Origin of the sequence: Thermocrinis sp., from assembly GCF_036781485.1 — a bacterium.
Taxonomy (GTDB): Bacteria; Aquificota; Aquificia; order Aquificales; family Aquificaceae; genus Thermocrinis.
Map to the genome: position 1 here is coordinate 1 of NZ_DAIQAX010000015.1, position 21,703 is coordinate 21,703.

Consider the following 21,703-nt stretch of genomic DNA (forward strand, 5'->3'; position numbering starts at 1 on the left):
AAGTTTGGTGAAATTTCCACATGATAGCCCTCTGGCTTTATTCTTTACTTTTGTGGAGGATTTTTAGAACAGCCTCTCGGTATGGACACAAAAGTATTATAATATTTTCGAAATATCCAGCAGGGAGGTTCGAAATGAAGGAATACATCAGCATAATTTTAGTTCAGCATGAAGGAAAACCTCCCAAGACTATTAGGATCCGCAAAAGTTATCTCAAGGCTTTTTTTATGTTTGTTAGCATCTATATCTTTGCATCCTTAATGGCTTACACCTTCAGTTTATCCCTGCTCTCCTACAAGCTTCATCTAAAGGCTCGTGTGGAGGAGCTTGAAGAAGAAAACAGAGAAATTATCCAGAAAAGGAAAGAACTTGATAGGGAAAAACATCTGCTGGCACAAAAGCTAAGGTCTTTAGAAGCTCGTTTGTTGGAGATAGAATCCTATCTTTCTCAGAGGGGTATTAAAAAAGCAGCCGTTGGCGGACCAAGCTATCAGGGGACAAGCTACTTAGACCTTTCACGCATAGAGTTTCTTGAAAAGAGGGCAGAAGCGATCATCACGGAGATCAGGAGTATTCCCTTAGGCTACCCTGTTTATGGGAAAATAAACTCTCACGTAGGGTGGAGAAAGAATCCTTTTGGAAGGGGGTATGAGTTTCACACTGGCATTGACATAGATGCTCCTATAGGTGCGCAGGTTAGGGCTACCGCAGATGGTGTGGTTGTTTTTGCAGGCAGGTATGCAGACTATGGCAATACAGTCATACTTAAACATCCTTCCGGCTATACTACTCTCTATGCTCATTTGTCAAAAATTGAGGTAAAGGAAGGCAAAGAGGTCAAAGCTGGTCAAGTTCTGGGAAGGGTTGGTTCTACAGGAAGAAGCACGGGACCCCATCTTCACTATGAGGTGATACGGGATGGAAAACATTTAAACCCTATAAATTTTCTGGTTTTAAAATAGCCAAAAAGGAGGTTTAACATGTTTGGTGGGAAGAGGAAAGAGCAAGGTGTAGATCAGGAGATTAAGACATTAATAGGTGCGGGGACGATTTTTGAAGGCAACATTACGATCTCAGAAGGGCTCACGCGAATAGATGGGGAAATCGTGGGGAACATCACTGGCAACGGTGGGCTCATAATAGGAGAAAGCGGAAATGTTAAAGGAGATATAAACGTGGAGAGCTTGATCGTATACGGAAGGGTATTGGGAAACATAAAGGCTAAAAGTGTGGAACTGAAACGAGGTTCTAAAGTTTCTGGAAAGCTTGAAATTTTGGAGCTTTACGTAGAAAAAGGGGCATTTTACAACGGCGAGTGTAGGATGACAGAAGGAGGAACGAACGTTTAATGCACTACATAAAGCACATCGGAGATAAAACACACACCACCGTATTTTTTTAGGTAAGGCACTATGCCATGCGCTAACCTGTTGGCAGTTTCCTCATCGCAGACGGTAAAAACGTAGCTGTTTTTAAAGGTATCTGTGATCTCGTCGCCCCTCATCAGACCGCGCTCTCCAAGCCCTAAGGCATCTTCTATGACCGTGTAGCCTTTGACCCCCTGCTGTTCCAAAAACTCAAGGATCTTCCTTAGGTAGGTCTTGTTGATAACGATCTCCACCTTCTTCTGTGCGATCATATCTATTACCCCCACAGGAAGTTTACCGCAGAGTAGTATATAGGAATACCAAAAATTATGTTAAAGGGAAAGGTGATGGCCAAAGACATGGTTACATATATGCTTGGGTTTGCCTCCGGTATGGAGAGCCTTAGGGCTGCTGGCACCGCTATGTAGGATGCGCTGGCACAGAGAATAGAAAACATAAAGGCATTACCCTTTTCAAAGCCGAAGAATTTGGCAAGCGAGATGGCAAGCATGGCATTAAAGATAGGAACCATTATGCCAAAGGCTAAGAGAAAGCCGCCCACCTTCTTTATGGCTCCCAACTGCCTTGCGGCAACCAACCCCATATCCAGCAAGAAAAAGGCAAGCATAGGCTTAAAAAGGTCGCCAAAGAAGGGCTCCATCGTCTTCCAACCTTTTTCTCCTACCAAAAGCCCTATAACCATAGAACCCACCAACAAAAGCACGGAACCATTAAAGAAGGATTCCCTCAAAAGCTCACCCCACTCTATCCTTTCTTTTGCATTGTCGTTTCTGGCAAAGATAGAAACCAGTATAAGACCTATTATTATGGCGGGGGATTCCATAAGGGCCATTGCCGCCACCATAAAGCCATCGTAATGCACCCCTACGGCGTTCAAAAAGGTGCCCGCGGTTACAAAGGTTACCGCACTGATGGAGCCATAGGTGGCCGCTATCGCTGCAGCGTTATAAACGTCCAACTTGAGCCTTAGAATAAAGAAGGTGTATATTGGGACCAAAACCGCCATAAACATAGCCAAGGATAAAACAAGCAAAATGTCTAAGCCAAAGCCTCCACTGTGCAGTTTATACCCACCCTGAAGACCGATGGAGATAAGCAAAAAAAGAGAAAAGAATTTTGGCAGAGGTTGGGGCACATCTAAATCCGATTTTACGAAAACCGCCAACATACCAAGGAAAAAAAACAGAATGGGAGGGTTTAACACGTTCTGCAGAATAAGGTCTATATTTATGGGCATATTTTTACCTCCTCAAGGTCTATACCGAAACCTTCAGAGGGTTTTCGCTTATGAATACCACAAAGCTTTCCCCTTTGTAGGTGGGGACCTCCTCTCCCATCTCAAAGGTCCCAAAGACGTAATTTACAAAGAAGGGATAGGGTGCGTGCTTTAGCCTTACGATACCCTTTGCCCTTATTACGTCCTTGGGAAGGTTTTTGAATAACCCCACCAAATTCTTGTATTCAAAGGGTTCTTTGTAAAACTCCACCCGTTGGGTGTAGGGGTGGTGATGATGGTGATCATCCTCTTCGGCGAGCTCCAAGAGTTTGTTGAGAGATAAAGCACCTACGAAGACTTCTTCGGGCAAGGTCCCGTAGGAAGTTCTGTAAAGTCTTAGCTCCTTGAAGAGCTTTTCGCCCGTAAAGGCATTCCTCACCGCGTAGCTCTCCCAAAGTTCAAAGACCTTATCCTCAAGTTTTTTGAGCTCTTCTTCAGAAACCAAGTCTATTTTGTTTATGACCGCTATGTTGGAGCCCCCCAGTTGATAGAGGGCAGTGCTCTCGGAGCTGTATCTTTCAAAGTTTTTGGCATCTATTACGCATAGAACCCCATCCACCGAAAAGCCCAAACTTTTGAGGCTAAACATCACCGGGAAGGGCTCTGCAGAACCCGAGGTTTCCACAAAGAGCACCTCAGGTTCATACTTCTCCCTTATCTCCTTTATAGCCTTTTCAAACTCTGCGTGCAAACTGCAACAAATACACCCCTCGGGCAACTCCAAAACGCTGGAATAGGTGTTTTGTATGATCTTCCCATCTACTCCCACATCTCCCAGCTCATTGACAATAACTGCCACCTTTTTTCCCTTAAAGTGTGTCCTCGCAGAGTTTATCAAAAGAGTAGTTTTACCACTACCCAAAAAGCCAGTTATGACAAAGGCGGGAGTCATTACTCACCACCGTATTCTACCGAGTCTATCTCTTCCAAAAATTGCTCAATCTGGAAAGTTACGAAGTTAGCAAGATCCTTTACGTCTTTCTCCCAATATTCCTTGTCTATGTCTATTCTCTTTTCGTGCACGCTGTGTCCTTCAACTACGTATCTAACGGTTAAGTAAGGAACTCCACAGGATTCATCAAAGCAGACTTCCAGATCTACATCAGGATTTGCCATGTTTCTTTCCACTTCTTCAGCCAACTGTTCAAACTTTTGCTTAATATCTTCCATAGTTTATTCCCCCGAAGTCATCATAACCATCTGTATGCAGTTTCTCTTTAGAAGGTTAGAGCATACATAAACGCATATGGCACAGCCTTTACATCTGGAATAATTTACCCAAGCGGTGTGCTTAGAACTTTCATACATAAGCGTGTTTGGCTCTGGGCAAAAGAGCACACACTGCTTGCAGTTATACTTTGCACATTCAGCTTCATTTACCTCCGCCACATAGTACATACCTCAGGCCACCTCCAATGAGTTTTAACGTGTGTAAGCTTCCTCTTCCACCCAACCCCTTTCTTCTGCAATCCTAAACGCCTCCCTTATGACCTGCATATTCTTTTCAAGTAGCTCCATTTTCTTCTTAAACTTTTTCTCTATTGCACTGTCAAGGGCTGTGGTCCCCCCAGAGGCAACGAAGGTATTACCTAAGAATCTTTCTCTAACCGCTTGCTCTATGTGCTCAAAACCAACTATCCTAGTTATACCAAAAAAGAGTCCTATCATAGCCATATTCGTCGCAAGCTCCGTGCCCGCTATGTCAAGGGCCACTTTTGTGGCTGGAAACATGTAAACCTTAGTGTTGAGCTCCTCAAGGATCTTCCAATCCTCTTCAGGTATTATATCCACGTCTGTATTTATTATAACAGTTCCATTTTCCTTAAGTCCAGAGTAAAAGGGCATGGTGTAGGACTTTCCGTGAGTTATAACCTGGGGATGGTAGATCATTATCACGTTTGGATAGACCACCTCTCCCACTTCGTAGATTGGCTGATCTGAAACCCTTACGTAAGCTTCCACCGGAGCCATCCTCTTTTCAGACCCAAAGAAGGGAACCAATGTAGCATACTTTCCTGCAGCGGACATAGCATTTCCAAGAATATGGGCGGAGGTGACCACCCCCTGCCCACCAACACCTGCTATTCTGATGTTATACCTTTTCATGCCTTTACCTCCTCAGGCTTCCTTTCTATCTCCTCAAAAAATTCTCTGACTTCGTCGGTCATCCATTCGTAAAAGGCAAAGTCTTGTTTTTCTCTCTTCCTTGCATCTTCAAGAACCTTTTCTGTGGGTATGGAATACTCTATGTTGCAAGAGGTGTATGCGTGTATGAAGGTTGGTCCAAAGTGCCTTGCGGCAAGGATGGCTCTCTTTACGGTCTTTGCTATTCTTTTGGGATTTGTAGGTGCAAGTTTTGCTACATAAACGCATCCTGCAGTTTTTGCCAGCTCTACTGCGTTTATTTTGTCAAACTGTTTACCCTTTGGTGCCATCTTAAGCTGAACACCCTTTGGAGACATTCCGCTCTCTTGACCTCCAGTGTTTCCGTAAACTTCATTGTCCACCATTATGGTTGTGAATTTTTCCCTTCTGAACCAAGAGTGCATGGTCATACCAAAGCCTATGTCTATAAGACCCCCATCACCAGCTATGACTACTACGTCTTTGTGCTTGTCTGGGAACCTGATGGTAAGTGCTCTCTTTAGCCCAGAAGCTACCGCGTTTGTGTCTCCGTAATTTCCGTAGATAAAGGGCACTGCTGCCTGAGAAAGGGCAAGCCTTGCACATCCTGCGGTGCCTATGACTATGGTATCCTCTGGATTAGGCAAAGATGCATAAAAGATCCTTATGAAGTAAGCCATAAAACATCCAGCGCACATTGGATGCTCTTCTACTAGCTCTTTAAACTGCCCAAGCTGTTGCACATCTATCTGTTTGCCAAACTGCCCATATTTGACCAGGTCCACATAATCCTTGGGCATATATCTTTCAAAACCTGGAGAAATCCTTACATATTCCAAGCCCATGATAACACCTCCTTTTTAGTTTTTTAAACTACTACTTTCTTTTCCTTCTTTATACCAAGGGCAGAGTATATTTTTTCCATAATAAGTTCCACTGGCAAGGTCATACCACCGTAAACCCTTGGACCACCTATAACCTTATCGTTGTCTGGAATGGCAGCCTTAATTTCTCTGGCTAACCATCCTACTATGTTGTGCTCTGGAACTATTACAGCCTTTGCCTTTTTAAGTACTTCCCTTATTTCTTTTTCTGGGAATGGTCTTATGGATTTGACTTTAACAAGGCCAACATTTAGGCCTTCCATCTGTGAGTATCTTACCGCTTCCCTTCCTTGCGCTGCTGCACAGCCGGAAGCCACTATGAATACCTCCGCATCAGGATTTACCACCTCTATGGGACCTCCAAGATACTTGTATATGTATTTCATAGCCCTTATGTTGGATGCCCAAACTTCCTGTTGCCACACAGCGTGTATCAGATAGCTCATAAAGTTAGACTTCTGAACTGGTGCATCCCTTTGGATCCTTGCGGGCGGTATTTCGCAGTCGGTGGGTGGAACGGGTGCCTTATATGGGTCCCTTGGGGGCAGTTTCATATCTTCTGGGGTCATATTCACATAACCCTTTGCGTGAGTGACGAAGAATCCTTCGGTGCAAACTGCCACGGGTATATAAACATCCACCTTTTCGGATATGACAAAGCTTGCCAAAGTGAAATCAAAGACATCTTGTTGATTTTCTGCGTGCAAAACTATTATACCGCAGTTTAGAAGGTAGGCGATCTCCACGTTGTCTGGCTGTATGGAAAGGGGAGCATTGACTACTCTGGTGAGAACTCCAAGCACCGCAGGAATCCTGTGCCCAGGCCAAGAGGCTATTGCTTCAAGTCCTCTCAAAAGACCAGGTCCTGAGGTAGCAGAAAATGCCCTTGCACCACCTCTCACTGCACCAGCTATGGCAGACATAGCACCGTATTCCTCTTCTGCTCTGTAGTAGTCCTTAAGATAGCCCTGAGCCCATAAATCTCCAACCAAGTGCATAACTTCAGACTGAGGAGTAATGGGATAGGCTATGGCTATATCTACGTTGGCACGCTTGACCGCCTCTGCCATAGCTTGGGCACCTGTTATAAACTTTCGCTCCCTTGGAGCTTCTAAAAGAAGATAATCTGCATCTACAACCCTTTGCTCTGGCATGATTTTACCTCCAAGTTTATTCGCTTTCTTCTACAGTCTCGCCTTTTTTAGGCATAAGAAGGTATAAGTATTCTCCATAATCTAGTGCAGAGAGGGTTTCGTATTTTTCAGGTGGGAGGGATGGATTTTCTGGAGGAAGCTTTGGTTCCCACTCAATACCAAGCTCTTTCCTCACTTGCACAAGCACATCCCTGAACTTTCTTATCTCTTCTGCATGCACATCCCTTAGAGAGACCATAGCGTCTTCGTGACCCATTTCTGCACACAAGGCTATTGTAAAACAGTTAGTTCCTGCTCTTATCATCCTAAGAGAAAGGTTCGCGTAATGACAATGAACTCCTACAAAAATACAGGCTTCTATTTTATTGTGAAGTATGGTAAGGTTTGGATGGTTGGGATTTATTTCTGCCTCTGGGTCTATTTTGGGATACTTAGGTCTGTAGTCTGGCATAGGAATAATTCTGCAATTGGGAATTTCCATTGCAAGCTCCAACACAGCCTTAGCCTTTTCCATAGCTCCGGCGTTCCATCCCCACAGAACCAAGGGTCCGGGGAATATGGTAGGATTTCTGCGTGTGAGCAAAGCCTTTGCCGCTTCCCTCATAGCCACTTCTTCATCCACTATTTCACCGTAAAGCAAAGCCTTACCTGGTGGAGGTAACTCTACTCCCTCAAAGGCAGCTGGGATGGGCATATAACCAAAAGGTCCAGGTACAACTCGCATAGGCATTTCTTACCTCCTTCTTCTCGGATTATCAAAAAATTAGCATATACTGAAAAGCTGTCAAGGGTAAATAGTATGATTTTTGTCATACTTTTTTTTGTAAAGTGCCCTTTTACGGGCTAAAATTCCGCTCAGGGACGTATATACGATTATTCTCCATCCTTTACTCCTAGCTCCTTCATTTTCTTTCTTCTTATCTCTTCATACTTAGGGTCTATTTTCTTGTAGAGGAAATTGGAGATGAACACTATGATCAGAAGGAGTGGTATACTGATTATTACCAATAGGATCAGCAATTTAACTATGAATAGGACCCAACCAAGCAAGCTATCCATCGCTTACTACTAAATTTATAAGCTTGTCTTTCACATAAACAACCTTCAGTATCCTCTTATCTTCTATGAGTTTTTTTATCCTCTCGTTTGCCATGACCGCATCTTTTGCCACGTGCTCTTGTGCTCCCACGGGCAACCTTATATGGCCTCTTAGTTTTCCGTTTATCTGGACTGGGATTTCAACTTCCTCCACTTTGAGAGCTTCCTCGTCTGGCTCTGGGAATGGATAGTGCATAAGTAACTTTTCATATCCCAGTCTGCTCCACAGCTCCTCGCATATGTGGGGTGTAATTGGATACAGCATGAAAAGAATAATCTCTAAGCCTTCTCTTAAGACTTTGTAATCTTCATCTTTCTCCGGCTTGAAATTCTGAATTGCATTCACCAGCTCCATGATGCTGGCTATAGCGGTGTTGAAAGAGAGCTCCTCCATGTCCTGAAGATACTTTTTTAGGGTCTGATGGACCTTCCTTCTAATTTCTTTTACCTTTCCATGAACATGGGCAAGCTCTTCTTTTGAATATGTTAAGCTCTTTATATCATCAAGCCTTTCGTGAAAGTAATTCCAAAGTCTTCTCAAAAATCTATAGGCTCCTTGAACTCCCTCGTCGGTCCATTCAAAATCCTTTTCCACAGGCCCAGCAAAAAGTATGTATAGCCTTATGGTATCCGCACCAAAGCTTTGCACCGCAAACTCTGGGTCCACAGTGTTAGCCTTTGACTTGGACATCTTGGCAGGTTCTCCTATTTTACTTTCCACGCTTTTTATTAGTCCTTCGTCATACATATCAAGCCTTTCAAGAAGTAGTCTAAAGTTGTCTCCCAAGGAGAGTTTGTTCTCTTTCAAAAATTCCATTATTCGCATATTATCTATTATAAAATTCTATATGCTCAGAATTGCTCTACCGAAGGGAAGGCTTTTTGAAGAAAGCGTTGAGTTTTTGAAAAGCAGGGGGATTATCCAAAGCACTTTTCAAGAAGGGAGAAAGCTCCAGGTTCAGGTTGAAGACTACGAGTTTTTACTGGTAAAGCCCTTTGACGTGCCCGTTTATGTAGAAAACGGTGTGGCGGACTTGGGAGTGGTTGGTTATGACGTGCTTTTGGAAAGAGAGCCGGATGTTTATGAGCTATTTGACCTTGGTATAGGCTTTTGCAGGTTGGTAGTGGCAGGAAGGCAAGAAAAATACGACTACTACAGGACTTCTTCCTGTTTAAGAGTTGCGACAAAGTATTCAAGGATAACAAAAAACTTTTTTTTGGAAAAGGGCATAAAGGCTAAGGTAATACACCTAAATGGTTCTGTAGAGCTTGCCCCCCTTCTTAATTTATCTGACGCCATAGTTGATTTGGTGCAAACCGGAAGGACCTTAAAGGAGAATAATTTAGTAATCTTTGAAGAGATCAGTCCATCAACCGCAAGGCTTATTTGCAACAGGGCAAGCTATCGCAACAAAAAAGAGCAGATATTCCAGCTAATCAGCAAGCTTGAGTAGGTCCGTCTAAGGCTGGAAGTTCAACTTCCCCTTCTGGCAACCTTATTGGTGCTTTTGTTAGTTCTTCAATAAAGTTAAGGTAGTCTTCAATGGATCTTAGTTCCCTCCCGTAAAGCTTGGCTAAGATGTCTAAGTCAGGTGGGTTCATCGCCTTCTGAGCTATAGCTTTGGATATGGAATAGGTTTTTCTATCCACCTCTGGGTATATGTCCTTTATGTAAGTTAAAACATCCATGGAATAAACCACTATTCTGTCTTTGCTTGCTAACTGTCTGATCATTGCTTCTAAATTAAGCTGGTCGTAAGTGTATATCTGACCATCTACTTTTATCCCTGCGATAACCTTATTGCCGTCAAAGATGGCATGGTAAAACGCAAAGCTTTCTGGCACCTTTTCCCATCCCAGCTCCTCCGCAAGACTTAAAAAAGCTCCCATAGCTTCTTCTTTAGTTGAAAAGATACCTATCAATGCTTCAAAGCTTTCTGGATTTAGGCTAACTTCCAAAACTAAGCAGTTGTTGATCTCTTGAGTTTTAAACTCATAGTCTATCTCTTGCTACTCCTTGAAAAGTTCCTGCACTTCTGACCTTTCATCCAACAGCTCGCTTTTTCTTAGCAATTTTCTTAACCTCATCCCAATAAGTTTAAACCAAAGAAACCTATTATAGTATCCCTTTCAAACTGGTCCCTTTGGTAGGGAAAGTCCTTTCTGTAATGACATCCCCTTGATTCTTTTCTTTGGAGAGCGCCCAATAGTGTGGCAAAGGCAACAAGGCTAACATCAAAAAGCCTTCTACTCTCTGGAGTCCTCTCCCAACTTTTCCAATCCTTAAGCCAATCTAAAAGCTTTTTTATACCTTCCATTAGAGAACCTTCTTCCCTTTCAATACCGCAGTGATTCCACATTAAAACCTTTAAGTCTTCAAATCTGTATTTGGGCTTTTCGTGTCCAGAGGAAAGGTGTTTAAATTGAGCTTTGCTTGGTTTTGCGTATTTTTTGTCGTGATAGATCTGGTAAGCAGTTCTGTAGCCAAAGACCAAACCCTCAAGCAAGGAGTTAGAAGCAAGCCTGTTAGCGCCGTGGACCCCAGTGCAACTGCACTCTCCCACCGCATAAAGACCAAAGATGCTCGTCTGTCCATAGGTAGAAACCTCTAAACCACCTATGTAGTAGTGTGCTGCAGGAACGACAGGTATGGGCTGTTTGTATGGGTCATAACTGCTTTCCACAAGCTTAGAGTATATGGTAGGGAACCTTTCTTTGATATCTACTCCTTTTTCTGCTATGGGTCTAAGGTCAAGGAACACCTTCCTTCCCTCTTTTAGTTTAGAATATATCGCCCTTGCCACTTGATCCCTTGGCAGAAGTTCATCCACAAACCTGTTACCCTCACTGTCTATCAAAGTAGCTCCCTCACCTCTTACCGCCTCTGAGATGAGAAAGGAAGAATTCTCCAAGACCGTTGGATGAAACTGGACAAATTCAGGATTTTTTATAGGCACGCCTTTTCTGAAGGCTATGCCTATTCCATCACCTTTAACGTGTCCGGAAGAGTGCAAAAACATAGAGCTTGCACCACCTGTAGCCAATACCAAAAAGTTCGTCCTATAAAACTTTAGCCCTTCTCCTTCCAAAACAATGGCTCCCTCCACAGTTTGTCCCCCTAATATCTCCTGTAGCTCCCCTTCTACAACCTTTATTCCTTTTTCTTTTATCCTTTCCCATAAGGCTGTGTATATAGCTTTTCCCGTATGATCTTTAACTTTTAGCACCCTTGGTACAGAATGGCCCCCTTCCAATGCTTTGTCCTCATCAAAGACCACACCCCACCTTTGAAGGTCTATTATCCTCTGAGGACCTTCTTCCACCATTACCCAAAGGCTTTTTGTATTACAAAGACCCCTTCCTGCTCTTTGAGTGTCCAAAAAGTGAAGGGAAGGGCTATCTTGAGGACTTACTGCACAGGCTATACCACCTTGAGAATAAAAGGTATTACCTACACCTCTGGTGATGATAACAGGTTTTAGTCCTAATTCCCACAGAGTTAAGGCACAAACAAGACCCCCTATGCCACTGCCTATTACTAAAACTTCCGCCTGTTCTTCTGGAATCAAAGAAGTGTTAAACTCAAGAAAGTGCATGAGAATAGGCTCTTAGGATCGTATCCGTTAGCTTGTCTGGATCGTGTCTTACAAAATCTTGATTTTCTCCTATCAGATCTTCCGCATATACAGTTATACCCGCTTTGGCTATTTTTGCTATGTCTGGTATGACTGGCTCTTGTCCTTGCTCTATGTATCTTCTTAAAACCCCATCGGAAGGCATCTTGGTATTGAGAATAGCTATATCTACCTTTGAAAGACCAGTAGCTTCTAAAAAAGCCTTTATATGATCGTAGGCACTGTAGCCATCTGTTTCCCCTGGCTGGGTCATAGCATTTACTACAAAGATCCTTATAGCGTTTGAGCTTTCTACCGCCTGCCTCAGATCGTTAATTAGCAAGTTGGGGACTATGCTGGTGTATAGACTGCCTGGACCAAAGATAATTAAATCTGCATCTTGAACCTTTGCTATGGCGTCAATGGGCGCCCTAGCGTCAGGTGGGTCAATCCAAACTTTAACTATTTTAGCCTTGCTCGCCTTACCATATTCGGTTATACTCTCCTCCCCTTCAACCACTTCTCCGTTTGAAAACTCTGCCCACAGATGAACATCTGCCGTAGTGGCAGGAATGATCTCCCCTTTGGTTCTGAGTATCTGGGAAGCCAAATTTATGGCTGAAATAAAACTGCCTGTAATGTCGGTTAGTGCTACCAAAAAGAGGTTTCCAAAGGAGTGTCCCTCTAACTCTCCACCTTTAAACCTGTATTGAAACAGCTTCTGAAGGATCTCTTCACTTTCCGATAGTGCTACCAAACAGTTTCTGATATCTCCAGGGGCAGGAATGTGATAAGACTTTCTAAGTCTTCCTGTGCTTCCACCACTATCTGCTACTGTCACTATAGCGGAGAGTTCCTCTATGCGGTTTCCCACCTCCTTTTTTAGCCCCCTCAAAAGATTGGACAAACCTGTTCCTCCTCCTACGCATACAACTTTCATTTCTATCCTCCTTGAAAAAGAACTTGGTTATCTTATTTTAAATCCTATGCCCGTATTAAACCTAAAGGAAATTTTCAAAACTTCAAAACGGTTTTCCGGCTTTTACACGATCAGTCCAAAGGACTTAAATTTGCCGGCAGACCTTGGAGATCTGGAAAAGCCAGTGGATGTAGAGGTGGAGATAGAAAAGGTAACAGGTGGCTATTCGGTTAACTTGAAAATCAAAGGAGAAATTAAGCTTGAATGCAGTAGATGTCTAACACCATTTGTAAGAGAGATTGAAAGCGAAGAAAATGTGAGACTAGAGAAAATGCCAGAAAAGCTGGCTATAAGCCTGAAGGCTCAGGATTTGAACGTATGTTTCCTGGAAGATGAAGAGCATTTTGATATAACTGAGCTTGTAAGAGAGCAGATAATTCTTAGCATACCTACAAAACCCCTCTGTAGCGTAGATTGCACAATCCCAACATTGGAAGAGCATCAGGAAGATTCAAGGTTTAGTGCCTTAAAAAGGTTAATCCAAAAATAATGAATAGGCTACCTGTCCCAAGCTGAGACCTCCGTCGTTGGCTGGGACTTTCTGGTGAGTGTATGCCTTAAAGCCTTCTCCTGTAAGATACTCCACTATTCTGCTTACAAGTGGGTTATTCTGCATTACTCCTCCAGAAAGACACACCCTTTTTATTTCTATTCTTTTTGCAACTTCCAAAGCTATTTTTGCCAAAGTGTTTATAAACCTTGAGGGGGCTTTTTCTTTACTTTTGTCTTTTAAAAGATCCAAAATAAGAGGACGCCAGTCTACTGTATTCCCCTCTATCTCAAAGGAATAGTGGTCTTTTACAGAAGGGTCGTAAAGGTCTTCCAAAGCCATTGCAGATTGACCTTCGTAGCTGTTGTAGTGTCGTATGCCTAAGAGGGAACACACACCATCAAATAGTCTTCCCACCGAGCTTGAAAGGGGAACATTTATTCCCTTCTTCCAAGAAATAAACAGTATGTTAAGCTCTTTTTCTTCAAATGGTAGTTCAAGGTTAAGGGCTTGTTCGCCAAACACCTCAAGAAGGATGGAAAGTGCTACCCTTCTTGGTTCTTTAACCGCCTTTTCTCCACCTATCAACCTAAAAGGTCTGAAATGATAGACCCTTTCAAAGTTTTTGTAGTCGCAGATCAAAAATTCTCCGCCCCAAAGGGTGCCATCGGTCCCGTAGCCTGTGCCATCCCAAGCTATTCCCAGAACCCTCTCTTTTAGCCCCCTCTCTGCCATGCAGGAGAGTATGTGAGAGTAATGGTGTTGAACTTTTAAAAGGGGGATGTTTTTCTCTTCTGCAAACTCCTTAGCCCAACGCGTAGTTTCATACCTTGGATGCATGTCGCAAACCACAACCTCTGGCTCAAACTCGTAAAGCTCCATAAAGTCTAAAATCATCTCTTCAAAGCTTTTAAGAGTTTGATAGTTTTCCACGTCTCCAACGTGCTGACTGACAAAAACCCTGTCCTCCCAGGCTATGGCAAAGGTGTTCTTTAGCATCCCGCCAACCGCCAACACCTTTTTTGATAGTTTGTAGGGAAGCCTTATAGGTAACGGTGCATATCCTCTGGATCTTCTTATGGGCAAAGGCACCCCTCCTACCACCTTAACTACAGAATCATCGCACCGCCTTCTTATATCCCTGTTGTGAAGGAGCAGAAGATCCGCCAGTTGGGACAGCTTTTCAAGGGCTTCAGCGTTATCCTTTACTATGGGCTCTTCTGAGTAATTGCCAGAAGTGGCAACAAGGGGAAAATCAAGATTTTTTGTGATTATGTAGTGCAGTGGAGAGTATGGTAAAAAGGCTCCTATCTTCTTTAAGCCTGGTGCTACTGCTCCTGAAAGTGTTCCACTTCCTCTCTCCACTAAAACTATGGGCCTTTCTGGAGAAGAAAGAATGGCTTCTTCAAGTGGTGTAGGTTTGGCAAAGGTTCTGAGCTGATCTAAGTCTTTGAACATTACCGCAAAGGGCTTTTCCTTTCTTCTTTTCCTCTCCCTTAAGGTCCTTACTGCTTCTTCTTCGGTCGCATTGCACATAAGGTGAAAACCACCTATCCCTTTTACCGCTACTACCTTCCCTTCCTTCAGAGCTTTTAGCACCAGAAGTATAGCATCCTCCCTTTCCGCAAGCAAAGATCCCTTGTTGTCGTAAAGCGAAACCCAAGGACCACACTTAGGACAGGCATTAGGTTGGGCGTGAAATCTTCTATCCTCAGGGTTTTCGTATTCCTTTTTACAAAGCTCACACATATTAAAACTCTTCATAGTAGTGTTCTCTCTGTCGTAAGGAAGTTTTTCTATGATTGTGAACCTCGGACCGCAGTGAGTGCAGTTAATAAAAGGATAAAGATATCTTCTATCCTTAGGATTAAACAGTTCTATCAAACACTGCTCACAGGTTCCTATGTCTGGAAGTATAAAGGCTTCTCTCTTTCCAAACGCATTACTTTCTCTTATCTCAAAGTCCGTATAACCTACCTCATGGCTGTATTCTACCGAAAGGGAATATATACGAGCAAGGGGTGGCTTTTGGGTTTGTAAAAGTGATAAAAACTCTTCAAGCTTTTCTCCCTCTACTTCTATCCTAACGCCTTCTGGTGTGTTTATGATAAATCCTCTCAATCCCATTTCCTTAGCCAGCCTATAGACAAAGGGCCTAAATCCTACACCCTGCACCGCACCTATGATTTCAATCTTCATCCTCATATTCCATCTCCACACTCCTTAGCAGAAGATCCTGACCACCTTCTATGGTTGTATTAAAGGATCCACACTTGGGACACAGAATGTTTAACTCTTTCTTTTCAGAAACTGCTCCACATTCGTTGCACCTTAGGGTAAGTCCTTCTATTTCCAACAAAAGCTCTGCAGAGTGGGCTATCGTATTTTCTTTGAAGGTGTCAAAGGCAACCTTGAGAAGATGGGGTTCTACGCCTGACAAAACACCCACGCTAACAACAACTTTACTGACAGACTTAGCCTTGTGCTCCTCGCAGATCTTTTCCACAAGCTCCAAAAGACTTTGAACTATAGAAAACTCATGCATGCTAACATATCCTTGGTAAAAGCTCTCCCGCAGGAGGTTCTAAATATCTATAAGTTCCGTAGGGAGTTTTTAAAAGAACCTCAGGCTTTTTTTCTGAAGAAACAGTCCTTCCTATAACTGAAAAGCCTTCTAAGTTTTTTTCTTTTAGCACTTCCAAAACTTTGTTCGCATCTTCTTCTTTTACCGCTAAGATAATCTTTCCTTCGGAAGCTAAGTGATAGGGCTCCAATCCCAATAATTCACAGAGACCTAAAACTGGTTCTTTTACGGGAATTTTCTCTTCTTCTACGATGAAGGATACTTTTGAAGCTTGAGCCCACTCGTGAAGCACTGCGGACAGCCCCCCTCTTGTTGGATCCCTCATGGCATGCACCTCCGCACCAGTGGATAGTATGGCTTCCACAAGGTTCCAAAGACTGTTGCAATCGCTTTCTACACCTATTTCAAAGCCCTCCCTTTCTGCGAGGATGCATGCTCCATGGTCCCCTATGCTACCGGTTATAATCAATACATCTCCCGGCTTTACGTTGGATGCGGAAAGTCCTTCAAAAAGCACCTGACCTATGCCCGATGTGGATATAAATATTCCATCTGCGCTACCTTTCGGAACCACCTTTGTATCCCCTGCAACCACCAGGACTCCTGTTTTATCCGCTTCCTCTTTCATGCTTTTTACTATCAGCTCCAACTCATCCAACAAAAATCCCTCCTCTATGATAAAACTGGCGGAGATATATACAGGCTTTGCACCCATAACCGCAAGGTCATTAACAGTTCCCGCTATTGCTAATTTTCCTATGTTTCCACCTTTAAAGTGTATTGGCTTTACGGTAAAGGCATCTGTGGTGAAGGCTATTTTACTGCCCACATCCAAAACGGCAGAATCTTCTAATCTGTTAAGATGCGGGTTGGAAAAGTATTTTAAAAAAATCTCCCTTATAAGCTTCCAGCTGTCCTCACCACCGCCACCATGGGAGAGCTTTATCCTACTCATCACCCATCCCCTACCTAACCGTGCATACAGAACAGGCATCAAAGCTTTTCAATACCATTATAGATTTTTTCAGCTACTCCTAAAAATCTCCTACATCTGGGTTCCAGATTCCACATAGAAGGGGTGGCTATTCTGTAATCCGCTATCTTCCCCTCAACAACCTTTATCCTATGCATCAGCATTCCTCTTGAAGCCTCTACAAAAGCTGCACCTTCACCATTTAATCTTTTTACCTTTTCCATAAGGTCCAAACGGGAAGGTTCTTTTAAAAGAGAGGGAAGTTTTTTAAGATGGTTTTCTACTTCAATCAATAGGTCCCAAACTTCTAAAATTCTGGAAAGTGTTCTACTAATAAAACTTGAGCCGTAGGTTTTGTGTAGCCTATTTACTATCTTATCTCCTAAGGCTATTTTTCTTGCTATAGGACCCGTTTCGCAGGGAGCCTCCCTGTAGCGCACAATTTGTGTTTGTGAGTATACGCTTCTTTCTAAAACCTGAATATTTTTATAACTTGCAGGATGAAATCTTCTTCCCGAGTTCTATAAAAATGCCACAGTCCCCCTCTATCTTCTCCCAAAGTCCAGATTCTCTCAGTTTTTTATATTCTTCTTCTGACATGCCCACCATATCCTCTAAGAAAAATTCCTTTACATTGCATACTATTTGCATTGCAGAGTATATCTGATGGATGTCTGGCTGGGAGGTAACACCGCCCGGGACTGCATAGGAAGAATGAGGCCACTGGCCTGCAAATAGAGCAATAGCCTTAGTTATATCAGCACATAGGGAGATTGCCTTTTTCCACTTTGAACCACTGTATGGCTCAAAGTCTTTGAGCTCTTCACCCAACCTGAGAAAGTCTGGCATCAAAAAAAGATAGAACCACTTTATATGGTTCTGAATTTATCTGAGGATTACCAAGAGCATTTTCAATGGCCAAAACGCTTGCCATTAGATGGGCATGACCGCATATGCCACAAACCTTTGGTGTTATTACGAGGGCATCTGTCACTGGCCTGCCTTCAAGTGCCTTCTCCAAACTTCTTGAACCAGCAACTATTACCCTTGCATCTGAGATAACTCCGTCCTTCCACTCAAGCTCTAAGTAAGCCGTCCCCTCTACCCTTGCTAATATTCTCTTTTCAATCCTCAATTTTCAACCTCTCTGGAGCAAAGACCTTTGCTATTCCAGAAAGCATTACGTAGCCTCTTTTTGAAACACCTATGGGGAGTTCTGCGGGTATGTTGGCAAATTGCTTTGTTTCAAAGAGTCCCACTCTGGGAAAATCAAACTCAGTGCATCCAAAACATGGCGTCCCAACTCTGGTTTTGGAGCTTACAGAGTTCCAAAGGATCTTATTACATGAAGAGTAGGTTAGAGGCCCTCTGCATCCAAAATAGTAAAAAAGACACCCTTTTTTAGAGCCTAACCTTTCCGCTTCAACCTTCCACTCAAAGTATTCGTTCCTTGTGCATCCCCAATGGGCAAGAGTGGAATAAAAGACCTTCGGCCTGTTCCACTGGTCTAAATCAATAAAATAGCGGCTATCCAATCGGGATGGGCTGGACAACCAGAAAGGTTAATCACAGGCTTACCGCTTGAAGATAAAAAATCTGATCCCAACAGACCTCTTCAACTATTAACACGTCTAAATCCAATTTGCCATTCAATATATTTTCCACCACCTCTCTCTCATCGTTCAACGAAAGGGAAGGATGGTGCAAAAGCCTAATTTTCCCAAAAAGTTTATCCAGATGCTCGTAGTTTAGAAAAGAGTGGGTGTTTCCACAGCACGTAAGTCTGTGTATCCAAAGAACATTCATTTCAAAGCTCTCTTATTTATCCTAACCTTAAATCTAAGATAGTCCAGCCAGTCTTCCAAGCCTTCCTTAGTTTTACAAGACAGCGCTATGACATCTATACCCGGTTTTATCTTCCTTGCGGACCTTATTGCACTTTCTATGGGGAAGTCAACGTATGGAATTAAGTCTATCTTTGTTATCACCAAAAGGTCTGCGTGTCTAAACATGACTGGATACTTCTCCGGCTTGTCCGCACCCTCTGTGGCTGAGAGCAAGACCACATTCAGGTGCGCACCCACATCGTAAGACGCGGGACAGACCAAGTTTCCTACGTTTTCTATAAAAACAAGGTCAAGGTCCTTCAGCGGAAGCTGATGTATGCCGTTATGAACCATAAAGGCGTCTAAATGACAGGCACTTCCCGTGTTTATCTGAACAGCTGGTGCTCCCTTACTTCTCACACGTTGGGCATCAAGGTCTGTCTCAAGGTCCCCCTCTATAACACCTATCTTTACACTATCACCCAGAGCCTCTATCGTAGCCTCTATAAGGCTGGTCTTACCAGCACCGGGCGAGCTCATCAAGTTTATGGCATAAACACCATACTCTTCAAAATGCTCTCTGTTCTCCTGCGCCTGTCTGTCGTTTGCATCAAGCACTTTTGTTAAAGCTTCTACTACCTTCTTGTTTTCTTTGTGATTTTCTCCACCACATCCACACTCTTTGCACATAGTCTATCCTCCGAATGATTGTTCATTAAATAATTTATTAGTATCCAGGGACTATGCCCATGGGTGAATTGTTTGAAAAAGCCACCTAAATATAATATACCACCTAAATAAATATTTTATAATTTTTAAAATTTTTAAAAGGAGAAAGCTATTAAAAGGAGAAAGCTATGGAAACAAAGATAGCACTCTACAGTACCTCGGAACACAAGGTTGTGTTCTTTGAAGAGCTTACGCCTGCGAGCGCAGTGCAGGCTAATCAGGTGTTAATAATTCACAAAAATGAGGGAATGCTCTTGGATCCGGGAGGCTATAAGGTATTCTCCAAACTTCTATCCGATATTTCCCTCTACATTCCGCCAACTCAGATAAAATACATTTTCTTATCCCACCAAGACCCAGATATAGTGGCTTCAATAAACGGTTGGTTGATGACTACAAAAGCGGTAGCTTACATATCTAAGCTTTGGATGAGGTTTCTCCCCCAATTCGTGTTAGATAGTCAGTTGGAGGATAGGGTAGTACCCATAGACGACAGAGGAACTACCATCCTCTTAGGTGGAGAGTGTAAACTTTTAGTCTTGCCCGCTCACTTTCTTCACTCGGAGGGAAACTTTCAGGTTTATGATCCTTGTTCCAAAATACTTTTCTCCGGAGATCTGGGTGCCAGCTTAGGACAGGATTACTTTTTTGTAGAAGACTTTGATTCTCACATCAAATACATGGAAGGTTTTCACAGGCGATATATGGTAAGCAACAAAGTGCTGAGATTTTGGGCAAACATGGTTAGACAGCTGGACATAGAGATGATTGTGCCCCAGCACGGAGCGATCTTTAAAGGCAAGGAAATGGTAAATAGGTTCATAGAGTGGGTGGAAAACCTACAGGTGGGGGTTGATCTATTGACTCAAGAAAACTACAGGCTACCCGTGTGATATAATCATAAGCTATGATAAAGGTAGAGATAGTTACTCCAAAAGGTTTGGCATTCTCAAAAGAGGTAAATTCGGTAAACATTCCCACTGCAGAAGGGGAAATAGGGGTTTTAGAAAAGCACATGTATTTGATGACTCTGTTAAAACCCGGTCTTGTTTACTTTGACGGGAAGGTGGAAGGGGGAATAGCGGTTACTTACGGCTTTGTGGATGTAACACCAGAAAAGGTTATCATACTAGCAGAGGAGGCTTATACCATAGGGGAAATTGACGCCGGTAAGGAGAAGGAAGAGTTTGATAAAGCGATAAAGAAACTTGCCACTGCACAGACCATGGAAGAGATAGAAGAGATAACAAAACAAGTAGAAAGGGCAAGGATGCTTTTGGAATTAGTGGAGAGGTTTGGAAGGGTTTAGAGAGTTTGATTTTTTCAGAGGTAAAGTAAAGTTTATCCAACCTAAGGCTCATAGACTTTCTGTAGTAGAAATCCTGTTTGTTTGGAGCATAAAAGGTATAAAGAGAAAAAGCTTAGTGGCAGATTTGGGTGCAGGTTTTGGGGCACTCTCAATACTTATAGCCCTAAAGTATAACTGTAAAGTTATAGCTGTGGAGAAAGACCACACTATGATCCAATTACTCAAGCAGAATGTAAAAAACAACAATCTTGAAGATAGGATAGAAGTCTTGGAATGTGACGTTAGGAAAATAAATCAGTTTTTGGAGCGTCAGAGTTTAGATTGTGTTGTTATAAATCCACCTTTCTATGAAAAACCATCAGCAAATCCCTATCACACTGAAATAGACGGGACCTTAGGGGATTTTTTAGAATCAGCTTCCTATATTCTCAAAGATGGAGGTTTTATCAATATTTTGCTTCCCTCTTACAGACTTTTAGAAGCTTGTGGTGTTATGGAGAGTTTGAACATCAGACCCATGTATCTAAAATTTTTCCATCCTTTTATAGATAGACATGCTAAGCTGGTTCGTATCGTAGGTGTGAAAAACTTAAAACCTAAGCTAATCGTAGAAAGTCCACTCATAATAAATCATAAACAGAACAAATACACGGAGGAAGTCCAAAGAATCTTGGAAAACTTTCTTTAATACAAGGGACCGCAGAATTATTTGGCGGAGCGGTAGTTTTCTATGCCCTTCTTTATCTCTTCTATGGCAAACTGAATGCCCTTGAACTCCTCCACCTTTACCCACTTGCCAGGCTCTAATTCTTTGTAGTGTTCAAAAAAGTGCTTTATCCTATCCAAAAGGGCCTTAGGGAGGTCATCCACGCTTTTAACGTCGTCAAAGGTGGGATCTATCTTTGAGTGGGGAACCGCTATAAGCTTTGTATCCACACCCTCTTCGTCCCTCATTTCCAAAGCACCTATGGGCCTGCACCTTAGCACACTCCCGGGAGCAACCGGATACCTTGAAACCACGAGCACATCCACTGGGTCCCCATCGTCGGCTAAAGTCTGTGGTATAAAACCGTAGTTAAAAGGATAATGCATGGCTGTAAATAAAAACCTATCCACAAAGATTGCTCCGCTTTCTTTGTCCAGCTCATACTTTATGGGGCTGTCCTGGGGTATTTCAACCACCACGTATATGTCTTCAGGAGGATTTTTACCAGGGGGTATCTTTTTTATATCCATCTTTTCTCCTCCAAGGGTTTAATAATATTATACTTTCAA

The 21,703-nt window shown here is 42.8% G+C and carries 29 protein-coding genes and 1 pseudogene; 7 read left to right on the forward strand and 23 right to left on the reverse strand.

Translation table 11 applies throughout. From position 1 onward, the window contains the following. Positions 1-227: 227 nt before the first annotated feature. On the forward strand, positions 228-962 hold the full coding sequence (locus V7P40_RS07275; protein ID WP_333785313.1) for a M23 family metallopeptidase: 735 nt from the start codon (positions 228-230) through the stop codon (positions 960-962). Between the two features lie 18 nt (positions 963-980). Next, entirely contained in the window at positions 981-1,349 is a 369-nt protein-coding gene (locus tag V7P40_RS07280) for a polymer-forming cytoskeletal protein (protein WP_333785314.1), read from the forward strand. Here the strand turns inward: V7P40_RS07280 and V7P40_RS07285 are convergent. The 11 genes from V7P40_RS07285 to V7P40_RS07335 form a co-directional block, all read right to left on the reverse strand. Beyond that, the gene (locus V7P40_RS07285; protein WP_333785315.1) at positions 1,346-1,639 is read right to left on the reverse strand and encodes a P-II family nitrogen regulator; all 294 of its coding nucleotides are present in this window, start codon (positions 1,637-1,639) and stop codon (positions 1,346-1,348) included. The genes V7P40_RS07280 and V7P40_RS07285 overlap by 4 nt on opposite strands. 5 nt (positions 1,640-1,644) lie before the next feature. After that, positions 1,645-2,619, reverse strand: coding sequence for a sodium-dependent bicarbonate transport family permease (locus V7P40_RS07290; RefSeq protein ID WP_345786309.1), 975 nt, complete (start codon positions 2,617-2,619; stop codon positions 1,645-1,647). A 25-nt stretch (positions 2,620-2,644) separates the two neighbouring features. Continuing rightward, entirely contained in the window at positions 2,645-3,556 is a 912-nt protein-coding gene (locus V7P40_RS07295) for a GTP-binding protein (protein ID WP_333785317.1), read from the reverse strand. Continuing rightward, the gene (locus V7P40_RS07300; protein WP_333785318.1) at positions 3,556-3,834 is read right to left on the reverse strand and encodes a hypothetical protein; all 279 of its coding nucleotides are present in this window, start codon (positions 3,832-3,834) and stop codon (positions 3,556-3,558) included. Before V7P40_RS07300 ends, V7P40_RS07295 begins: the two co-directional genes overlap by 1 nt. Positions 3,835-3,837: 3 nt before the next feature. Then, positions 3,838-4,062: a ferredoxin oxidoreductase gene (locus V7P40_RS07305; protein WP_333785319.1), complete on the reverse strand. Its 225-nt coding sequence runs from the start codon at positions 4,060-4,062 to the stop codon at positions 3,838-3,840. 24 nt (positions 4,063-4,086) lie between these two features. Then, a complete protein-coding gene (locus tag V7P40_RS07310) occupies positions 4,087-4,770 on the reverse strand; it encodes a 2-oxoacid:acceptor oxidoreductase family protein (RefSeq protein WP_333785320.1) in 684 nt (227 codons plus the stop codon). Next, positions 4,767-5,633 (reverse strand): thiamine pyrophosphate-dependent enzyme, encoded by an 867-nt coding sequence (locus V7P40_RS07315; protein WP_333785321.1) that lies wholly within the window; start codon positions 5,631-5,633, stop codon positions 4,767-4,769. Before V7P40_RS07315 ends, V7P40_RS07310 begins: the two co-directional genes overlap by 4 nt. A gap of 23 nt (positions 5,634-5,656) precedes the next feature. Next, complete coding sequence (locus V7P40_RS07320; protein ID WP_333785322.1) at positions 5,657-6,826, reverse strand: transketolase C-terminal domain-containing protein; 1,170 nt, start codon at positions 6,824-6,826, stop codon at positions 5,657-5,659. 16 nt (positions 6,827-6,842) lie between these two features. Further along, a complete protein-coding gene (locus V7P40_RS07325; RefSeq protein WP_333785323.1) occupies positions 6,843-7,556 on the reverse strand; it encodes a carbon monoxide dehydrogenase beta subunit family protein in 714 nt (237 codons plus the stop codon). A 143-nt stretch (positions 7,557-7,699) separates the two neighbouring features. Continuing rightward, the gene (locus tag V7P40_RS07330; protein ID WP_333785324.1) at positions 7,700-7,885 is read right to left on the reverse strand and encodes a hypothetical protein; all 186 of its coding nucleotides are present in this window, start codon (positions 7,883-7,885) and stop codon (positions 7,700-7,702) included. Continuing rightward, the gene (locus tag V7P40_RS07335; protein WP_333785325.1) at positions 7,878-8,741 is read right to left on the reverse strand and encodes a class I tRNA ligase family protein; all 864 of its coding nucleotides are present in this window, start codon (positions 8,739-8,741) and stop codon (positions 7,878-7,880) included. Before V7P40_RS07335 ends, V7P40_RS07330 begins: the two co-directional genes overlap by 8 nt. A gap of 31 nt (positions 8,742-8,772) precedes the next feature. On the opposite strand from V7P40_RS07335, the gene hisG reads away from it, so the two are divergent. Next, the gene (gene hisG, locus V7P40_RS07340) at positions 8,773-9,378 is read left to right on the forward strand and encodes an ATP phosphoribosyltransferase (RefSeq protein ID WP_333785326.1); all 606 of its coding nucleotides are present in this window, start codon (positions 8,773-8,775) and stop codon (positions 9,376-9,378) included. Here the strand turns inward: hisG and V7P40_RS07345 are convergent. The 3 genes from V7P40_RS07345 to V7P40_RS07355 all read right to left on the reverse strand — a co-directional run bounded on the left by V7P40_RS07345 (position 9,362) and on the right by V7P40_RS07355 (position 12,478). Further along, positions 9,362-9,883, reverse strand: coding sequence for a hypothetical protein (locus V7P40_RS07345; RefSeq protein WP_333785327.1), 522 nt, complete (start codon positions 9,881-9,883; stop codon positions 9,362-9,364). The genes hisG and V7P40_RS07345 overlap by 17 nt on opposite strands. A 125-nt stretch (positions 9,884-10,008) precedes the next feature. After that, on the reverse strand, positions 10,009-11,520 hold the full coding sequence (locus tag V7P40_RS07350; RefSeq protein WP_333785328.1) for an L-aspartate oxidase: 1,512 nt from the start codon (positions 11,518-11,520) through the stop codon (positions 10,009-10,011). Continuing rightward, positions 11,507-12,478 carry a YvcK family protein gene (locus tag V7P40_RS07355; protein WP_333785329.1) on the reverse strand — a complete coding sequence of 324 codons (972 nt, stop codon included), beginning with the start codon at positions 12,476-12,478 and terminating at the stop codon, positions 11,507-11,509. The genes V7P40_RS07350 and V7P40_RS07355 overlap by 14 nt, the downstream gene beginning before the upstream one ends. Before the next feature lie 46 nt (positions 12,479-12,524). Between V7P40_RS07355 and V7P40_RS07360 the strand changes: the two genes are divergently transcribed. After that, complete coding sequence (locus V7P40_RS07360) at positions 12,525-13,007, forward strand: YceD family protein (RefSeq protein ID WP_333785330.1); 483 nt, start codon at positions 12,525-12,527, stop codon at positions 13,005-13,007. On the opposite strand, the gene hypF is transcribed toward V7P40_RS07360, so the two are convergent. From hypF to hypB, 8 genes and pseudogenes are all read right to left on the reverse strand, one after another. Then, on the reverse strand, positions 12,993-15,212 hold the full coding sequence (gene hypF, locus V7P40_RS07365; protein WP_333785331.1) for a carbamoyltransferase HypF: 2,220 nt from the start codon (positions 15,210-15,212) through the stop codon (positions 12,993-12,995). The genes V7P40_RS07360 and hypF overlap by 15 nt on opposite strands. Further along, on the reverse strand, positions 15,196-15,552 hold the full coding sequence (gene hypA, locus V7P40_RS07370) for a hydrogenase maturation nickel metallochaperone HypA (RefSeq protein ID WP_333785332.1): 357 nt from the start codon (positions 15,550-15,552) through the stop codon (positions 15,196-15,198). Before hypA ends, hypF begins: the two co-directional genes overlap by 17 nt. A 1-nt stretch (position 15,553) precedes the next feature. Next, positions 15,554-16,546, reverse strand: coding sequence for a hydrogenase expression/formation protein HypE (gene hypE, locus V7P40_RS07375; protein WP_333785333.1), 993 nt, complete (start codon positions 16,544-16,546; stop codon positions 15,554-15,556). 38 nt (positions 16,547-16,584) lie between these two features. Next, a complete protein-coding gene (locus tag V7P40_RS07380) occupies positions 16,585-17,004 on the reverse strand; it encodes a nickel-dependent hydrogenase large subunit (RefSeq protein WP_333785334.1) in 420 nt (139 codons plus the stop codon). A gap of 46 nt (positions 17,005-17,050) precedes the next feature. Next, entirely contained in the window at positions 17,051-17,413 is a 363-nt protein-coding gene (locus tag V7P40_RS07385) for a hypothetical protein (RefSeq protein ID WP_333785335.1), read from the reverse strand. Further along, complete coding sequence (locus tag V7P40_RS07390) at positions 17,388-17,699, reverse strand: nickel-dependent hydrogenase large subunit (protein ID WP_333785336.1); 312 nt, start codon at positions 17,697-17,699, stop codon at positions 17,388-17,390. Before V7P40_RS07390 ends, V7P40_RS07385 begins: the two co-directional genes overlap by 26 nt. Further along, positions 17,689-18,370 (reverse strand): annotated as a pseudogene (locus V7P40_RS07665) (Ni/Fe hydrogenase). The gene V7P40_RS07390 and the pseudogene V7P40_RS07665 overlap by 11 nt, the downstream one beginning before the upstream one ends. Beyond that, a complete protein-coding gene (gene hypB / locus V7P40_RS07405) occupies positions 18,367-19,080 on the reverse strand; it encodes a hydrogenase nickel incorporation protein HypB (RefSeq protein ID WP_333785339.1) in 714 nt (237 codons plus the stop codon). Before hypB ends, V7P40_RS07665 begins: the two are co-directional and overlap by 4 nt. A gap of 167 nt (positions 19,081-19,247) precedes the next feature. Between hypB and V7P40_RS07410 the strand changes: the two genes are divergently transcribed. The 3 genes from V7P40_RS07410 to V7P40_RS07420 are packed head-to-tail and all read left to right on the forward strand — an operon-like array spanning position 19,248 to position 21,116. Then, positions 19,248-20,012, forward strand: a complete 765-nt coding sequence (locus V7P40_RS07410) for an MBL fold metallo-hydrolase (RefSeq protein ID WP_333785340.1) — start codon at positions 19,248-19,250, stop codon at positions 20,010-20,012. Positions 20,013-20,026: 14 nt separating this feature from the next. Then, complete coding sequence (gene atpC / locus V7P40_RS07415; RefSeq protein ID WP_333785341.1) at positions 20,027-20,428, forward strand: ATP synthase F1 subunit epsilon; 402 nt, start codon at positions 20,027-20,029, stop codon at positions 20,426-20,428. Then, positions 20,415-21,116, forward strand: a complete 702-nt coding sequence (locus V7P40_RS07420) for a methyltransferase (protein WP_333785342.1) — start codon at positions 20,415-20,417, stop codon at positions 21,114-21,116. The genes atpC and V7P40_RS07420 overlap by 14 nt, the downstream gene beginning before the upstream one ends. A gap of 17 nt (positions 21,117-21,133) precedes the next feature. Here V7P40_RS07420 and ppa read toward each other — a convergent pair whose 3' ends face one another. After that, the gene (gene ppa / locus V7P40_RS07425; protein ID WP_333785343.1) at positions 21,134-21,664 is read right to left on the reverse strand and encodes an inorganic diphosphatase; all 531 of its coding nucleotides are present in this window, start codon (positions 21,662-21,664) and stop codon (positions 21,134-21,136) included. Between the last annotated feature and the right edge of the window lie 39 nt (positions 21,665-21,703).

Bases quoted from the DNA above. Each gene is read 5' to 3' on its own strand.
- V7P40_RS07275 (WP_333785313.1), top strand. From the start codon at position 228: ATGTTTGTTAGCATCTATATCTTTGCATCCTTAATGGCTTACACCTTC.
- V7P40_RS07280 (WP_333785314.1), top strand. From the start codon at position 981: ATGTTTGGTGGGAAGAGGAAAGAGCAAGGTGTAGATCAGGAGATTAAG.
- V7P40_RS07285 (WP_333785315.1), bottom strand. From the start codon at position 1,639: ATGATCGCACAGAAGAAGGTGGAGATCGTTATCAACAAGACCTACCTA.
- V7P40_RS07295 (WP_333785317.1), bottom strand. From the start codon at position 3,556: ATGACTCCCGCCTTTGTCATAACTGGCTTTTTGGGTAGTGGTAAAACT.
- V7P40_RS07300 (WP_333785318.1), bottom strand. From the start codon at position 3,834: ATGGAAGATATTAAGCAAAAGTTTGAACAGTTGGCTGAAGAAGTGGAA.
- V7P40_RS07305 (WP_333785319.1), bottom strand. From the start codon at position 4,062: ATGTACTATGTGGCGGAGGTAAATGAAGCTGAATGTGCAAAGTATAAC.
- V7P40_RS07310 (WP_333785320.1), bottom strand. From the start codon at position 4,770: ATGAAAAGGTATAACATCAGAATAGCAGGTGTTGGTGGGCAGGGGGTG.
- V7P40_RS07315 (WP_333785321.1), bottom strand. From the start codon at position 5,633: ATGGGCTTGGAATATGTAAGGATTTCTCCAGGTTTTGAAAGATATATG.
- V7P40_RS07320 (WP_333785322.1), bottom strand. From the start codon at position 6,826: ATGCCAGAGCAAAGGGTTGTAGATGCAGATTATCTTCTTTTAGAAGCT.
- V7P40_RS07325 (WP_333785323.1), bottom strand. From the start codon at position 7,556: ATGCCTATGCGAGTTGTACCTGGACCTTTTGGTTATATGCCCATCCCA.
- V7P40_RS07330 (WP_333785324.1), bottom strand. From the start codon at position 7,885: ATGGATAGCTTGCTTGGTTGGGTCCTATTCATAGTTAAATTGCTGATC.
- V7P40_RS07335 (WP_333785325.1), bottom strand. From the start codon at position 8,741: ATGGAATTTTTGAAAGAGAACAAACTCTCCTTGGGAGACAACTTTAGA.
- hisG (WP_333785326.1), top strand. From the start codon at position 8,773: ATGCTCAGAATTGCTCTACCGAAGGGAAGGCTTTTTGAAGAAAGCGTT.
- V7P40_RS07350 (WP_333785328.1), bottom strand. From the start codon at position 11,520: ATGCACTTTCTTGAGTTTAACACTTCTTTGATTCCAGAAGAACAGGCG.
- V7P40_RS07355 (WP_333785329.1), bottom strand. From the start codon at position 12,478: ATGAAAGTTGTATGCGTAGGAGGAGGAACAGGTTTGTCCAATCTTTTG.
- V7P40_RS07360 (WP_333785330.1), top strand. From the start codon at position 12,525: ATGCCCGTATTAAACCTAAAGGAAATTTTCAAAACTTCAAAACGGTTT.
- hypF (WP_333785331.1), bottom strand. From the start codon at position 15,212: ATGAGGATGAAGATTGAAATCATAGGTGCGGTGCAGGGTGTAGGATTT.
- hypA (WP_333785332.1), bottom strand. From the start codon at position 15,552: ATGCATGAGTTTTCTATAGTTCAAAGTCTTTTGGAGCTTGTGGAAAAG.
- hypE (WP_333785333.1), bottom strand. From the start codon at position 16,546: ATGAGTAGGATAAAGCTCTCCCATGGTGGCGGTGGTGAGGACAGCTGG.
- V7P40_RS07385 (WP_333785335.1), bottom strand. From the start codon at position 17,413: ATGCCAGACTTTCTCAGGTTGGGTGAAGAGCTCAAAGACTTTGAGCCA.
- hypB (WP_333785339.1), bottom strand. From the start codon at position 19,080: ATGTGCAAAGAGTGTGGATGTGGTGGAGAAAATCACAAAGAAAACAAG.
- V7P40_RS07410 (WP_333785340.1), top strand. From the start codon at position 19,248: ATGGAAACAAAGATAGCACTCTACAGTACCTCGGAACACAAGGTTGTG.
- atpC (WP_333785341.1), top strand. From the start codon at position 20,027: ATGATAAAGGTAGAGATAGTTACTCCAAAAGGTTTGGCATTCTCAAAA.
- ppa (WP_333785343.1), bottom strand. From the start codon at position 21,664: ATGGATATAAAAAAGATACCCCCTGGTAAAAATCCTCCTGAAGACATA.